The following is a 15,287-nucleotide window of genomic DNA, read 5'->3' as shown; positions in this document are numbered from 1 at the left end:
GAACCGTATTATTATGCTAGTTACTATTCCAAGTTGGAATGAATATGGACAAACTTGTTTGCATCAAACTATTTACCGAAGTGGCACATAGGGGCAGCTTTACCCATGCCGCAAACGCACTCAATATGACGCAGAGCGCTGTAAGCAAAAAAGTGGCCTGGCTTGAACAACATCTTGGATTCACCTTATTTCACAGGACATCCCGCGCAATAGCCCTGACCTCAGCAGGCAAGGCTTACCTCACCTACAGCCAGTCACTACTAGATACTATGGCCGAAGTAGAACACCAGATCCGTGATGAACAGGCACAGGTAAATGGCCATATAAAACTTTCAGCGCCCAGTGCCTTCGCAACACAGCGCCTGGCTGAGCCACTTGCTGAATTTATGCGTCGTTACCCAAAAGTTACGTTAGACATCAGTGTCAGCGATCAACAGGTAGATCTGATCAACGAAGACGTGGACATCGCCATCAGAGCGTCAGTCCTGAAGGACTCCGGATTAAAAGCAAAGAAGTTGTTGGATCACTCAGTTTGCTACTTTGCATCACCTGACTATCTGAAACGTCATGGTATGCCACACTCTCCTGACGAGTTAAAAGCGCATCAATGCCTCACGTATTCGCTAAACACACCATCAAATGTCTGGCTGTTTGATAAAACACACTACAAACTCAACGAATATATTCGCTCAGATAGTCCCGAGATGATTGTCAGGTTGGCTTTATCCGGGCTCGGTATCGCGGCAATGCCAGACTGGATGATCGCCCAACAACTAAGAGACAAATCACTTGTCACTTTATTTGAGAACTGGCAAGGCCATACCCTGCCTATGTACGCTCTATATAAAAATACCGAGTTTACGCCAGTAAGGTTTAGAGCCCTAATAGACTTCCTCGCGGAGCATTTTACTTATTAACCCTACAGTCCTGACACGGGTGATATGTGATGCGCACCTGCGCTTTGCGCACCCAAGGAGCTTAAACCAAGCTCACCCCAGCAGTTGAACATCCGTCGCCTCGGTAGTAAATTCAACTTGTTTTCCATTATTTTATGCCGCTAATCGCAAAACTATTCGGTTTATCTCAGTCACTTTGACCATTTATTAAAATTCAGACTACAATTCGACAACAATTTATTCAGGCAATGAATCTCAATTTCATTCAGAGCCATGCAAAGTCACTCCCTCTGCAATCAACAAGGACAAACATGACAACGATTAAATTCAGCGCCATTGCTGGTGCCGTTTTACTGGCCAGCGCCTGCAGCCAGATCACATCAAATAACAACACTGACACCCAAACAACGCAGCAGCAAATTCAGCCCCCTGTGGCGCAAAAAGTGCCCCATGTTACCCAAATCCATGGTTATGAACTGGTCGACAACTATCACTGGCTACGCGATGATTCAAGAAGTTCAGAAAAAGTACTTACTCACCTTGAGCAGGAAAACCGCTACGCAGACGTGAAGCTGGCGCCTATTGAGACATTGCGTGAGACCCTGTTTGAAGAAATTAAGAATAAAATCGCCAAAGACGACCGTAGCGTCCCTTATAAACGTGGCGACTATTACTATTTCAGCGAAGTTAAAGGCGATCAGGAATACCGTAACTTCTATCGCAGTAAACATGCTGACGGCAGTAATGCCACTGAGATTTTTAACGCCAACAAACAAGCTGAAGGCCAATCTTATTATGCGCTGGGTGCGATTAGCATCAGCCCGGATGGCAAGCTCATGGCATTTGCGGAAGATACCCTCAGCCGTCGCATTTATACTGTGAGTATTAAAAACCTTGAAACCGGCGAAATTTACACAGATAAACTTGAGGGTGCAGCGGATAGCATCGAGTGGGGAAACGACAACCGTAGCCTTTACTACATTAAAAAAGACCCCGTCACGTTGCTGGGTTATCAGGTCTATCGTCACGTGCTGGGCGAAGAACAATCACAAGATGAACTGGTCTACGAAGAAAAAGACAACACCTATTATACCTACCTGGAAAAAAGCAAAGAAGGCAGTGAAATTTACATTGTCCACTACAGTACAGAAGCCAAAGGGGTATCAGTCATTGATGCCAAAAACCCTAACGCTCAGCCACAACGCCTCTTGCCACGTACCAAAGGCCATGAATACAGCTTGCTCAAACAAGGTGACTTCTACTTTATTTACACCAATGACAATGCCGTTAATTTCAAGCTGATGAAAGCCCACAAAAATGATATGGCTGACAAGCGGAAATGGAAAACCATCATTGCGCACAACCCCAATGCTAAGCTGGAAGAAGTAGAACTGTTTAATCAGCACCTGGTTTATCAATCTCGCGTTGAGGGGATAGGCACTCTGAACGTGCTGGATCTGAAAACCAAACAGCACAAAGCGCTCACGTTTAAAGATCCGGCCTATATGGTGTCAATGACAGGCAACCGAACCCTGGATAGTCAGTTTGTCCGGGTCAGCTATCAGAGCCTCACCACACCCAAAACCATTTATGACATTGACCTGACTACTCTGGAAAAAACCCAGCGCAAGCAAACTAAAGTACTGGGCGACTTTAACGCTAATGATTATGCCTCTGAACGTCTGTTTATCGAGGCCAGAGATGGCACCAAAGTGCCGGTAACCCTGGTCTATAAAAAGGCAACATTCAAAAAAGATGGTACTAACCCACTCTTACAGTATGGTTATGGATCTTACGGCTCAACCCGTGACCCTTACTTCAGAGTCAGTACTTTGAGCTTACTGGATCGTGGCTTTGTTTATGCCATTGCCCATATTCGTGGCTCTCAGGCACTCGGCAGACCCTGGTATGAAGATGGTAAAAAGCTCAATAAGAAGAATACCTTTAATGACTTCATCGACGTCACCAAGGCACTGACTAAGTCGGGATACGGCGATCCAAAACGTCTATATGCTCGCGGAGGCAGTGCTGGCGGCCTGTTGATGGGCGCGGTGATCAACCAGGAGCCTGAACTGTATCACGGTGTGCACTCAGCTGTGCCCTTTGTCGATGTTATCAACACCATGCTGGATGAGTCATTACCGCTGACAACCAATGAGTACGATGAGTGGGGTAACCCGAATGACAAAGTCTATTTTGACTATATGCGCTCTTACTCACCGTATGATCAGGTGAGCGCACAAAACTACCCGAACATGCTGGTCACCACTGGCTTGCATGACTCTCAGGTACAGTACTTTGAACCTGCGAAATGGGTTGCGAAACTGCGCGAATACAAAACCGACGATAACACGCTGTTGTTAAAAACCGATATGTCTGCCGGTCACGGTGGCGCATCGGGTCGCTTTAAGCGCATCAATGATATCGCGCTGAGCTATGGCTTTATCATTGGCCTGGCTGAGGGCAAACTGTAACTGCGTGCTCCATTGCAGCCAAAGCCCTCCCGCGGGGCTTTGGCATATCATCATGCTCCCGCCGCAATCCTGCGTATTTCCAGCTTTTACCCAGATACACTTATCTTTTTTGCCAAGCTGTGACACATTTCACTCCTGTGGCCGACTAACTAAGTATCATCAATAACAACAAGCAGGGACACAGTGAACACACAACACGCATTCAAACAGATGCTCGCTGACAACGATGGGCGGATCCGATACATCGCCGACCGCTATGGCGGAGCGAGTGACCGCGACGATATGTATCAGGAAATCCTGCTGCAACTGTGGCGCAGCTATGAAAGCTTTTCGGGGCAGTCCTCAATCGGCACCTGGGTGTATAAAGTCGCGCTGAATACGGCCAACACCTTTGTCAAAACCCGAATTAAACACAATGACATTAAACAATCCGTTTCGAGGCACAGCAAACAGCAACCTCACGCTGAACAAGCTGGCTGTCAGGCCGATATTCTGAATCAGTTTATGGATAAGCTCAGTGATATCGATGCTGGCGTCCTGATGATGTATCTGGATGGCCTGAAATCGGAAGACATTGCACAAGTATTAGGGATAAGTGACAACGCAGTGCGCTCACGGATAAAGCGCATTAAGCGTGAGTTTGAACAGAACTTTGTAGGAGACGAGTCATGAAGCTGGATGATCTAAAACACAACTTTGCACAGCAAATCGAAACGAGCAGCTCAGAAGCAAAACTGGCGTTGCAAATCGATGAGCTTAAAGTCAAAACTAAAAAATATCAGCGTGATATTAAAGTGCGCGATTTTATGGAAATCTCCATTTCATTGTTGCTTATTCCCGTCTGGCTGTATGGCCTCACCATTAGCTTTAACTGGGTCCAGTCTTTAGGCTGTGTTCTGGCCACCCTGACGAGCCTGTACATCCCCTATAAATTGCTTAAAGCTCGACGCCTTTCCCCCTGCAAAGATGACAGTATCCGGGCATATTTACATCAAGAGCAGCAAAGACTTGCTCAGCAAAAGCAACTATTGGAGAGTATAGTCTGGTGGTACATAGCGCCCATTTTTGTCAGTGTTATGCTGATCACGCTGGGCGCCAACATGGATGATAACGGGGTGATTCAGCTCGATACGCACATGCAATTGTATTACCTGATTGTGCTGCTCGGTATGGTGGGGATCTACTTTTGGAATAAACGCGCCGCCGAGAAAAGGTTCGGACCTTTGCTGGCGCGCGTTGAACAGCAACTTAATGAACTGAGCGACGAATAGGCACATTACGGCCATGCATCATCAAGCCCCGAATAGCTTACGCAACGGGGCTAAGCGCGCTAGATTGCCTGCATAGGCTCAGCCGTATAAGCCTGATGAAGAAGCTCAGATAAGGATTCAGACTCTTTTAGGCTGTGGCCCGAAATTTCCGCCACTTCTACACCTGGTGTCCAGGAATTCATCACCACAGCCCCGCGAAGCGATGGCAAACTCGCCAATGTCACAGGCTCAGTGCGCTGCTCGATATTAAGTAAGCGTAGTTGCCGCTGAACCATGCTCATCATAGTGCCTTGTAGTTTTGGCGCCTGTGGCCAAATCACCGTTTCACCATCCCAAAAGGCCAGATTCCAGATGGTCCCTTCACTCAGACAACCGGTATCATCTATGAATACAGCATCATCATAGCCCTGCTGTGCAGCTTTGTGGAGGTAGTAAGTTTTACTGATCTCCCCGACATGTTTAATTTCAGGCAAAGGTCGGCAATATTCGGTAGCCAGCAGCTTCAGCGGTCCGCTCGGTCCATTCGCAGGAGCACCAGTACGAACCATAATATTTGGCTGGGTGTCCATACTATCCAGGGTGAACTCTCCATGAGAAGAATATAAGGTCACCGTCAAAGACAAGTCCGTGCCCGCCGCAGCGATGGCCGTACGAACAGACGTCAGAATTTCTTCATCAGACAGTGCCTGGCCAAACAATTCGACTGAGGCATGACGTAACCTGTCCAGGTGCAAGTCCATACCCTTTACCATGCCATCTCGTACCTGCATAGCAGTAAAATGTGCAAAACCAGAGAAGGCCAGCTGGCTCATCTGTGAACTCTGAAGTAGCGTGCCATTGACCACAGTTTGCGGCGTAAAGATGTGTTCATTCATACAATTAACTCCCGGTTTGAAACCTTTTTTGGAAGCCAGTACTATAAACCCTGACAGTACTGTGAGAGTCAAGAGCACATCATGAAAATCGGCGAGTTATCGAAACAAACAGGGATCAGCATTCGCATGCTGCGGTATTACGAAGAGCAAGGCTTGCTTCATCCCAGCCGCTCCCCCTCAGGCTATCGCCACTACACACCGAATGATATCCAGACTCTGACCCGTATTCAGTTACTGAGCGCGGCAGGCATGACACTAAATACCATTTTGCAGTTTTTACCCTGTATTCGCGGCGACAGGCCCATTTTTGAGCCCTGTGACGAGCTCAGAAACCTGTTACACAGCGAAATCAAAGCCGTTGATGAGAAAACGGCACAGCTGGTCAAGAGCAAAGCGATACTCAGTCGGTTTTTAAAGGAAATTGAGCAAGGGTAAGCTCATCTCAGATAATTTGAGTAAACAATACTCTCATAAACATTTAGCTTTATTCCGCAGCCACTTGCCTATAATTTCTTTGCTTTTGGTACTAAAGCCATTCCGAGATTTGTTTATAACAATATTTTCGCAGCCTAAACTAGTTTTAAGACCCCAAAGATTATTTGAACGGCACATTACCAACAGAATTTCACCTTTTTTCGCCTTTGTAATAAGGACGCGCCGTAAGTATTCTTGGGCAGCCCAAGCACTCGGCAAACAATTGGCGTGCTTTCCTGCTATATCCATAGTTTCCGATGCATATGGTATCAAGTTGAAGATAGCGAGATTTTTACTGGCTGCGTCTAATTGGCCACCATAAATACTATTTGCGCGTTGAGAAAACCAACTCTTCCAGCCGTCTAAGTCATATGGATAGGGTTCTTCTCCTGAAAGCTGCTCAAACAATTTAGCATTATGACTTGGAACTGAGATGGTCTTGAGTGATGGCCTATTTATACTGGGGTTTGCATAGCATAATATAACTTTAGCCGTTTTAATCGGTCCAAAATAAGGTCCTGGAGGAAAGTCATAGTTGAAGTCAAGAAGGCCACTAAGCTCACCCAATACTGCTTTATCCTCAGGATGAATATTAAGCTTCTTATCTCTACAGTCTTTCCAGAACTCTATTATGTCCATCATATGCTATCAAAGTTATTAAATTAACATTTGTCTAATTTTCTATATCAAATTCCAGCTGTACCTTTTGGTTGGTCTGCCTGACGGGTGTGCCATTCTCTGTCTTAGGGTTATATTTCCATTTTGTTAGTGAGCGTATGGCTTCTTGATCAAATAAACCATTATGGCTTGATTCAATGATGCGAATGTTCTCGGGCCTGCCTTGCTCGTTGATATCGAATTGCATCTGAACATAGCCGTTTTTATTCTGAGGATCTGCCTGCTGAGTTGACGTGCAACCACAGATAAAAACCAGGGTAAACAGCGCGGTCAGTAAGTATTTCATATGAGGGTGCTCTTATAATTATGATTAGTTGGTGAATATGACAGTGTGGCTCGCACACTGTCATTGTACTTTCTATCAGCCCACTATGCTTGTTGCAACTGTGAACACGGCTTCCCATCCAGATGTAACTGCACCAACTGCGTGATCTTATCCTTCAACCAGCCTGGACCAAAGTCAGCAATATCATCATGACGCGCTTTAGGAATGGTCACCACACAGCTGCCAAACTCGACTTGCTCCGTTTCGCTGGGCAGCACACCCGAGTCTGCCGGAAAGTCGCTGGCACGTATAGACAGTACCTTGATATCCTTAGTTTTTGGTAATGGCACACGGCGATGGTCTAAGGTAATGATCTGTTTAACATAGGGCTTGCCTTCATTACCCAGCCAGGCGGCAATATCTCCACCATTTGAGTGGCCAACCAAAGTTAGATTATTAAAATCGTACCCTGTTATGCTGCGTTGCAATTCACCGTGTAGAAACTCCAGTGTTTTTGCACCACGCTGCCAGTTTTCACTGCGCGTTTCAAACAAATTACCAGAGGCTGAAAGCGGCGGATCGCCCGGTAATTCGTGTCCGATTGCGACCACCAGATACCCATGTTTATTCAGCACTTTGGCTAAAAAGGTGTAATCAGTATGCGACATGCCGTAGCCCGCGCCAAGGAACGCCACCGGACAAGGGGCTTTTTCACTGCATTGCGCCTGGGACTCGGGATAAGTGATCTCAACCGGGATGGCTCTGTCACGGGCTTTATCGTAAACGCTGGCAGGTTGAACCTCGGCCGCTGCGGTACCCAACCAACAGGCAGTTACCAAACCAAATCCTTTTAAAAACTTCATAAAACTCCTGAACTATATAGTCAAAAAAAGCCGCATTACGCGGCTTTTACTGTTACTTTTTATATTTTTCGAACCACGCAAGCGTGTGTTCGATTTTGCTTATCATCCGCGAAGGACGCCCGGCGATACCATGGGGTGCGCCCGGAATTTTCACCAGTACAGAGTCTATCTTACGGTGTTTTAGTGCCTGATAGAACTGCTCTGTTTCAGCCATTGGCGTACGCAGGTCTTCCTCTCCGGTCATTAACATTGTCGGCGTGGTAACATTGCCAACCAGAGATAATGGTGAGCGCTCCCAGTAATGGTCAACATGCTCCCATGGCATACCAGGGAACTGAGTGGGGATCTGCACCAGGCCACTGTCAGCGGTCAATACTTTACTTAACCAATTGATCACCGGCTTAACAACCACAGCAGCATTAAAGCGATTTGTCAGGCCAATGGCATAGGCAGTCGCGATACCGCCCGCAGAGCCACCCGCGATAAACAGGTTATCCTGATCAATAAAGCCCTTGGCAATCATGGCGTCTACACCTGAGTTGTGATCGGCAAAGTCTTCTTTTGAGCTGTACTTGTATTTCAGTAGCATGGCAAAACGCTCACCATATGAGCTACTGCCACGATGGTTGTCGTAAAACACCACATAGCCCTGTGCTGCGTAGCGTTGTAACTCAGCCGAGAAATGTGGGCCATAAGCCAGGTGTGGGCCACCGTGGATCTCCATCAACAATGGATACTTCTTGTTCGGATCAAAATTTGGTGGCGTGATGTACCAACCCTGGATCTGCTCACCATCAAACGATGATTTGTATGTGATTTCGTGCACTTTACCCAGTGATTTGTGTGCCAGTAAATCCTCGTTCAGCGCAGTCAGCGATTTTACTTTGCCTTTACTGGTTGTCACTGCGACATCAGCCGGACGCGAGCTTGAGCCTTTGGTAAAAGCAATCTCACCATCAAAGTTGGCGCTGAACTGACCGCTCAGATAAGGGCGGCCCAGCGTGGTACCCGACAGTGTATCAGTCAGATCTTTAATTTTGCCTTTAGTAGTAATGGTGGCCAGTTTGCGCATGCCATGGTCGTCGTAAGCCATTGCCAGCTTAGTGCTGCCTATCCAGCTTGGGCTTTGGATTGAACGGTCAAAGTCCTTCGCAATCATGCGAGATTGCTTGCTTTGCCAGTTCATAATATTTAGTTTGTGATTGCGATACGGGTTCAACTCACCCGATGAGCTTAAAAACGCCAGCTGCTTGCCATTTTCTGAAAAGCTCGGAGAGTGCTCGCGACCCGGCGCATTGGTCAATTGCGTGATCTTACCCGCGAAATCGACTTCAAACAGGTCACCCTCCAGGCGCTTATATTCCCAGTCTGCAATGCGGTTAGCCGAGAACACGATGCCCTTTGAATCGCTGCGCCAGGCCAGCTTACCACTGTGGTGATAGTTACCTGAAGTTAGCTGACGAGGCGTGCCGCCTTCACTGGGCAATACAAAGATCTGTCGATATCCGGGCTTAACCAGACCGCGTCCATCCGCCTGATAATAGGCCTTATCAATCACAATGGCCGACTCGGACCATTTTGCGCCTTTTGGTTTTGCCGGCATCTTGGCAATCACCGCTGGCTTTTCCTCAACTTTTTGGCTAAATGCCAGCCATTTACCATCCGGCGACCAGGTCAAATCACTGATCCCAGCCTGCAACTGAGTCAACAATGCTGTGCGATTTTGCACAAGGTAATGCACGTGCACCTGAGTGCTGCCAGACACATCACTCAAAAAGGCGATCTTGCTGCCATCGGGTGACCAGCGCGGCTGATAGTAGCGGTTTTCGTCTGAGAACAACGGAGACTGTACGCCCGTTTTTGCATCGACCAGCCACAAGTTTTGTCTTTTGGCATCCTTCATCACGTCGTTGCTGTTACGTACGTATACCACTTGCGCACCATTAGGCGAAATCTGTGGATCGCTTGCATACTCCAGCTCAAAAATATCTTCAGCCTGGAGCCCGGCATTTGCCTGCGCCAATACGGGTAGTGTTGCAATCGCCAGCAAGGAGCATTGCAAAGTACGTTTCAGTCCAAAAGGCATGGGCAGCCTCCTATTGTTATCATTTTAATAAAGGCCACATAGTTATTCAGCTGAATACAGATGTCATCCAATACGCGATAAAACGGAATAAAAACCCGATGTGTTATAAAGTCACACAGATATTGAATGTCGCTTAAGTCAGCCAAACCTATGTCTGGCTGTTAATCGGTTGAGCTTGATACGCTTTTGTTTGTATCCCTTGATGGGCACTATAGGTTCACTACGCTGATTTTTCTAACAAATGGGCAACCACCTTGGCAGCCTCTTCAAATTCAAAGTCTTCAATCAAATCAATAAGCCGCTCGCTGGTCGTCTCGTCCAATTTATGGTTGGCAGCAAGCTCACGCACCTGCTCAACTGACTGCGTATCACAACTGAGCAGCAGTGCTTCAAGCTGAATAAAATCCTCTTTCGTTACCTTTAAACTAACCACATTTGTTCGCTTAATTAAAGGCGTATCTTCCTGATTTAGTTCACTCAGCTGCTTGTGTAGCTTCCTCAGGAATTCAGTCAGATCCTCTACCTGCTCCAACTCGACTTGCTCACCGCTGCCAATCGCTTTTTCAATCTCTGCGGCGCGTTTTGATAAGTCATCCATGCATAAATTGGCACTTGCGCCTTTCAGAGAGTGGGCAATACGCTCAGCATGTTCCAGATCACCTATGACCAGCGCCTGATTCAAATTAATGGTTTCCTCAATTTGGTTTCTGGCAAATTTCTTAATAATGCTCCAAAACGCCTTGTCATTGCCGCCCAGCCGCTTAATAGCGCGTTCAACGTCCACACCTGCTATTTCGATTTGCTCATCGTTTTTCACTTCCTTACCCTTATCCAGCTGGGCTTCAGTTTGCAAAGCAACAGGATCAGTAGGCTCAGATTGCTTATATAAGTGGTTGCGTATTGTTTCTGCCATTTGATTGAAGTTGATTGGTTTGCCAATATGGCCATTCATTCCGGCAGATTGACACTTTTGAAGATCTTCCTTCATAACGTTTGCTGTCATTGCGATAATTGGTAATGCGTTAAACTGACTGAGCTTTCTGATGTACTTTGTTGCAGAATACCCGTCCATAACAGGCATTTGTATATCCATCAGTACGATGTCAAACGCTTGTGCCTTAATCATTTCAACCGCAACCTGACCATTCTCAGCGATGCTCACCTGAAGGTTTAACGACGACAGCATTTCTTTGGCGATTTCCTGGTTTGTGCTGTTGTCTTCAACCAAAAGTACATGCTGCTGCTCAAATAAAAGCGCGGTGTTGTCGACCTTTTTATACGACTCATTGCCCCCTTGCTGCTCCGACAGCTGAAAAGACTCCATGATCGAATTCAGTAGCACAGACGCATTCACAGGCTTCAAAATGACCGAGTCAATAAGTTCATGCACCTCTGAGTTCATACCAATATCCGTTCCATATGCTGTAACAAGCACATACTTAGGTTCTGTTTCCAGCTCTAAAGCCCGAATATGTTTAATCGCATCAATACCGCTCATATGCGGCATTTTCCAGTCCATAAAAATAATGTCATAACCCCCGGCTTGCGCAAGCTCGACGGCACCGGAACCACTGGCAGAGCACGTCACCTGAAACTTCATTGCTTTAAGCAAATTAGTTAAAATGGCCCGTGCACTTTCATTATCATCGACAACCAGCGCTTGCTTACCCGCAAGCTGACTGTCAGGACAAATTACATTGGTGAGTTTAGCCGATTGTAAGCCACTCTTTATGGTGAAAAAGAACTCAGAGCCTTTCCCCTGCTCACTGTGAACACCAATAGAGCCCCTCATGAGCTCCACAAGCTTTTTGCAGATACTCAGACCAAGTCCGGTACCACCATACTTACGTGTGATTGAACCATCTGCCTGTGAAAAGGCCTGAAACAACTTATTTTGCTGCTCGCGAGACATGCCAATGCCCGTATCTTTCACTGAGAACTTTAAGGTTACCTGGTCTTCAATTTGCTCAGCGGCGGTCACCGAAATAGTAATTTCACCCTGCTCGGTGAATTTAATGGCGTTACCACACAAATTAATCAGGATCTGCCCGAGGCGCAGGGGGTCGCCAACCAGGCTAATTGGCACATCAGGGGCGATATCTAGCAACATCTCCAGGCCTTTCTCTTGCACCCGAATCACATTGATGTTGACCACATTGTCCAGGACCTCTTGTAAAGAAAAGTCGATGTGTTCAATTTCAAGTTTACCTGACTCAATTTTGGAAAAATCTAATATATCGTTAATGATCCCCAGCAAACTTTTCGCAGCTTGATCTATTTTATTGATATAGCCCATCTGTTGTGGGGTAAGATCGGTTCTGAGCGCCAAATGGCTCATACCGATTATGGCATTCATCGGGGTTCGGATCTCGTGGCTCATATTTGCCAAAAACTCCCCTTTTGCGGTACTCATTTCATCGGCTTTATCTTTAGCCAGCCTTAGTTCTTGCTCCATTTGTTTGCGTTCTGTTACGTCAAGCAGCAAACCTACCACGCCTGCCAGCCGATTTTCAGCATTGGTAAACAACGCCTCATACACAATGAAATTTCTGGGGTCGCCTTCTGCATTCTCGATCGTTATTTCATAATGGTGATTTGACTCTCTGTCGATTAAATCCTGATGGGATTGCTCAAAAACCTGAGCAATTTCATAATCGAAAATATCCTCAGCCGTGGCGTCCAACACATCGGCATCGAAAGTTCCAAAATATTGATTAAAAACACTATTTACGCCTAAATATTGGCCTTCGCTATTTTTGTAGTACATTGGGCTTGGGATGGCGTCGAGAATTTTCTTATTCAACTCAAGCTGCTCGACAATACGTTTTTCTGCTTTAGACTGTAGGTCAATATTCTGGGTCAATTGCAAACTCACCGCCAGATCATTAATAACCGACTTAACCCACTTGTAGTCCTGCTCTGTCAGCTCAACCAGGCTACCTAATTCCAATAACCCGATACTGTCGTTACTCACCACCAGCGGGAAGTAATATAGCTCACTAATCGAGAGCTTTTGTCCGTTTAACTCGATAGCATATTGCTCTTTTTCAAACTTCATAGAGTAGGGCTTTTGAGTGCTCAGAACATGAAAGTGAATGGAGTCATAATTGCTGTATGTTGTGGCGCAGCTGCTGCTATAGCCTGTTCCGGCAACTCGGTTGAGTGCTTTCTGATCTTCAAACACATATAAGCCAAGTAATGGCACAGATAACCGCTGCTCCAGAAACTGTAACAGCTCTTCACCAAGATCATGCGGACTTTTCTTGCCTCGCAATGCAAGGCCAAAATCCTTCATAATGGTGTTAAACTCAAGTTGCTCAGATAAGTCATTAAGCAGCTTGTTCATAGACATAGAGAGTTCAGACAGCTCCCCTTTTACGGATTCATCGAGCGTAAAATTATAGTTACCTTGCTCCACATTGCTGACCACCTGCTTTTGGATGGAGGCAACGGGGTTAATATACAATTTCCACAGCAGATAAAATGACAATGCGATATTGATGAGTAAAATCAGGTTAAATATGTTTCTGAACATATAAGCAGCGCTGAGGCTGTCTTGATGGCTTTGCAATTCATTATTAAGGCGTGTTGCAATGGCTCTGTGCGCCTCGCCAATTGCGGTCATAATTTTTGATTTTTCGGCTAAAAACGTATCGCTGAATAAAATCTTCTGCGCGCTTGTTAAATCGGGCTCCCCGCCTTCCACCCAATTCCCATACTCATCCCGGTAGATCCCCTGAATGGCATTAAAAGCCTGCCTTTCTAACCCCACTAACCCATTCGACGTGGACAGGGCATTTTGCATTTGCAACAGCTCAAAATCTTGTGCCCCAAGTTGTTGGAAACGCTCGATAATATTATGCCCGTCTTCTATCCGTTCTAACGCTGGCAAGCTGGCATGCGGTGATGCAAGATTATCCCAATAATCGAAAGTATTGGCGCTTTGCGCTTGCACTTTGCCATCCCGTACAAGCAAAACAAACTGAAACAACTGTTGCCATTTTTCATTGCCGGTTACTGCATAGGCCCGGGCAAAATTCGTTAAGTTATCCGAGCTGAGTTTCAATTCATGGGCAAGTTCTGTAAGCTGAAATAACTGTGCTTGCTTCTGTGATAAGGCATTGACCTCTACCCTTACAAAATGCGACATCAAGCCAATCCCACAACTCACAACCAGCATCATTAAAAAAGTGATAAAGAAGCTAGCTCTCAAGCTTTTCATTTTACTCAATCCCTATTTGGCGTTTCACTAATAATAGACCTATATTTCTGAGTACGTCGTGCAATCGTGCAACATAGTGGTAACAGAGGCTATGGAAGAACTAAAGACCGTGCTGGTAGTAGATGATGTGAAAGAGAACCTGGCTTTCATGGCGGAAATTATCAAAGACAAATATCGTGTATTGGCAGTAAAAAGTGGCGAAGCCGCGATTAACCTTGTTGAGAACAATCAGATAGATATTATTTTGCTGGACGTAGTTATGCCACAAATGAGCGGCTACGATGTCATCAAATATCTGAAGTCACATGAGTCTCACTGTGAAATTCCGGTAATCTTCCTGACCGCAAAAACCAGCGTCTCAGATGAAGAAAAGGGCTTTATGCTGGGTGCATGTGATTATATCAACAAGCCAATTAGCCCACCCATCCTGTTGGCTCGCCTAAATACGCATCTGCTAAACAAAGAATCTAAAGATATTCTTAAAGACAAAAACAATTACTTAGAAGAAGAGGTCCAGAAACGGACCGAACAAATGTCGCGACTGCAGGACGTTACCATTCAGGCAATGGCAAGCCTTGCAGAAACCCGGGATCAGGAAACAGGTAATCATATTCGCCGTACACAGCTTTATGTCAAATTGCTCGCCACCATCCTCAGTGGCAAAGAAAAGTATAAGCAGATACTGACCCCCGAAGTCATCAATATTTACTACAAATCCGCACCATTGCATGATATTGGCAAAGTAGGCATACCGGACAATGTATTACTCAAACCAGCCCGGCTAACAGCTGAAGAGTTTGAGATTATGAAAACCCATACCGTGTTTGGCCGCAATGCTATCGAAACGGCCGAATCAGCGCTGGGCCAGAGCGACAGCTTTTTACAAACAGCAAAAGAGATTTCTCATTATCACCATGAAAAATGGGATGGCTCAGGTTACCCCGAAGGGCTCAAGGGAGAAGATATCCCACTCAGTGCCAGGCTGATGGCCATTGCCGATGTTTACGATGCGCTCATCAGTCGACGAGTTTATAAAGATGCCATGGAACACAGCGACGCAATTGCGATTATGAAAGAAGGCCGTGGTAGTCATTTTGACCCCGAACTATTAGATGAATTTCTGGCACAAGAAAGCGCATTTTTTAAGATTTCTCAACAATACCGGGACTAAGATCGAACGGGG

12 protein-coding genes are annotated in these 15,287 nt (G+C 46.1%); 6 read left to right on the top strand and 6 right to left on the bottom strand.

The features are described 5' to 3' along the window. The first annotated feature begins 44 nt into the window (after positions 1-44). The 4 genes from QNM19_RS04625 (at position 45) to QNM19_RS04610 (ending at position 4,641) form a co-directional block, all read left to right on the top strand. Positions 45-917, top strand: coding sequence for a LysR family transcriptional regulator (locus QNM19_RS04625; RefSeq protein WP_049864972.1), 873 nt, complete (start codon positions 45-47; stop codon positions 915-917). A 290-nt stretch (positions 918-1,207) separates the two neighbouring features. After that, on the top strand, positions 1,208-3,370 hold the full coding sequence (locus QNM19_RS04620; protein WP_284026387.1) for a S9 family peptidase: 2,163 nt from the start codon (positions 1,208-1,210) through the stop codon (positions 3,368-3,370). A 183-nt stretch (positions 3,371-3,553) separates the two neighbouring features. Further along, on the top strand, positions 3,554-4,042 hold the full coding sequence (locus tag QNM19_RS04615) for an RNA polymerase sigma factor (RefSeq protein ID WP_049866390.1): 489 nt from the start codon (positions 3,554-3,556) through the stop codon (positions 4,040-4,042). Beyond that, positions 4,039-4,641 carry a hypothetical protein gene (locus QNM19_RS04610; RefSeq protein ID WP_049866391.1) on the top strand — a complete coding sequence of 201 codons (603 nt, stop codon included), beginning with the start codon at positions 4,039-4,041 and terminating at the stop codon, positions 4,639-4,641. The genes QNM19_RS04615 and QNM19_RS04610 overlap by 4 nt, the downstream gene beginning before the upstream one ends. Before the next feature lie 59 nt (positions 4,642-4,700). Here the strand turns inward: QNM19_RS04610 and QNM19_RS04605 are convergent, their stop codons facing one another. Further along, positions 4,701-5,516 carry an aminotransferase class IV family protein gene (locus QNM19_RS04605; RefSeq protein ID WP_049866392.1) on the bottom strand — a complete coding sequence of 272 codons (816 nt, stop codon included), beginning with the start codon at positions 5,514-5,516 and terminating at the stop codon, positions 4,701-4,703. A gap of 81 nt (positions 5,517-5,597) precedes the next feature. Here QNM19_RS04605 and QNM19_RS04600 point away from each other — a divergent pair, with 81 nt between their 5' ends. Further along, on the top strand, positions 5,598-5,951 hold the full coding sequence (locus QNM19_RS04600; RefSeq protein ID WP_049866393.1) for a MerR family transcriptional regulator: 354 nt from the start codon (positions 5,598-5,600) through the stop codon (positions 5,949-5,951). 33 nt (positions 5,952-5,984) lie between these two features. Here the strand turns inward: QNM19_RS04600 and QNM19_RS04595 are convergent, their stop codons facing one another. From QNM19_RS04595 to QNM19_RS04575, 5 genes are all read right to left on the bottom strand, one after another. Next, positions 5,985-6,632 carry a hypothetical protein gene (locus tag QNM19_RS04595; RefSeq protein ID WP_284026386.1) on the bottom strand — a complete coding sequence of 216 codons (648 nt, stop codon included), beginning with the start codon at positions 6,630-6,632 and terminating at the stop codon, positions 5,985-5,987. A gap of 31 nt (positions 6,633-6,663) precedes the next feature. Continuing rightward, positions 6,664-6,954: an energy transducer TonB gene (locus QNM19_RS04590; RefSeq protein WP_284026385.1), complete on the bottom strand. Its 291-nt coding sequence runs from the start codon at positions 6,952-6,954 to the stop codon at positions 6,664-6,666. Positions 6,955-7,037: 83 nt separating this feature from the next. Continuing rightward, the gene (locus QNM19_RS04585) at positions 7,038-7,796 is read right to left on the bottom strand and encodes an alpha/beta hydrolase (protein ID WP_049864322.1); all 759 of its coding nucleotides are present in this window, start codon (positions 7,794-7,796) and stop codon (positions 7,038-7,040) included. A 52-nt stretch (positions 7,797-7,848) separates the two neighbouring features. Continuing rightward, a complete protein-coding gene (locus QNM19_RS04580) occupies positions 7,849-9,882 on the bottom strand; it encodes a S9 family peptidase (protein WP_284026384.1) in 2,034 nt (677 codons plus the stop codon). A 220-nt stretch (positions 9,883-10,102) separates the two neighbouring features. Continuing rightward, positions 10,103-14,104 carry a response regulator gene (locus QNM19_RS04575; RefSeq protein ID WP_284026383.1) on the bottom strand — a complete coding sequence of 1,334 codons (4,002 nt, stop codon included), beginning with the start codon at positions 14,102-14,104 and terminating at the stop codon, positions 10,103-10,105. A gap of 91 nt (positions 14,105-14,195) precedes the next feature. On the opposite strand from QNM19_RS04575, the gene QNM19_RS04570 reads away from it, so the two are divergent. Continuing rightward, entirely contained in the window at positions 14,196-15,275 is a 1,080-nt protein-coding gene (locus QNM19_RS04570) for an HD-GYP domain-containing protein (RefSeq protein WP_049864325.1), read from the top strand. The last annotated feature ends 12 nt before the right edge of the window (positions 15,276-15,287 follow it).

The sequence above is a fragment of the Pseudoalteromonas ardens genome, assembly GCF_030125445.1.
Lineage (GTDB): Bacteria > Pseudomonadota > Gammaproteobacteria > Enterobacterales > Alteromonadaceae > Pseudoalteromonas > Pseudoalteromonas ardens.
Note: the sequence above shows the minus strand (reverse complement) of the source record. Positions and strands in the feature narration are given on the sequence as shown.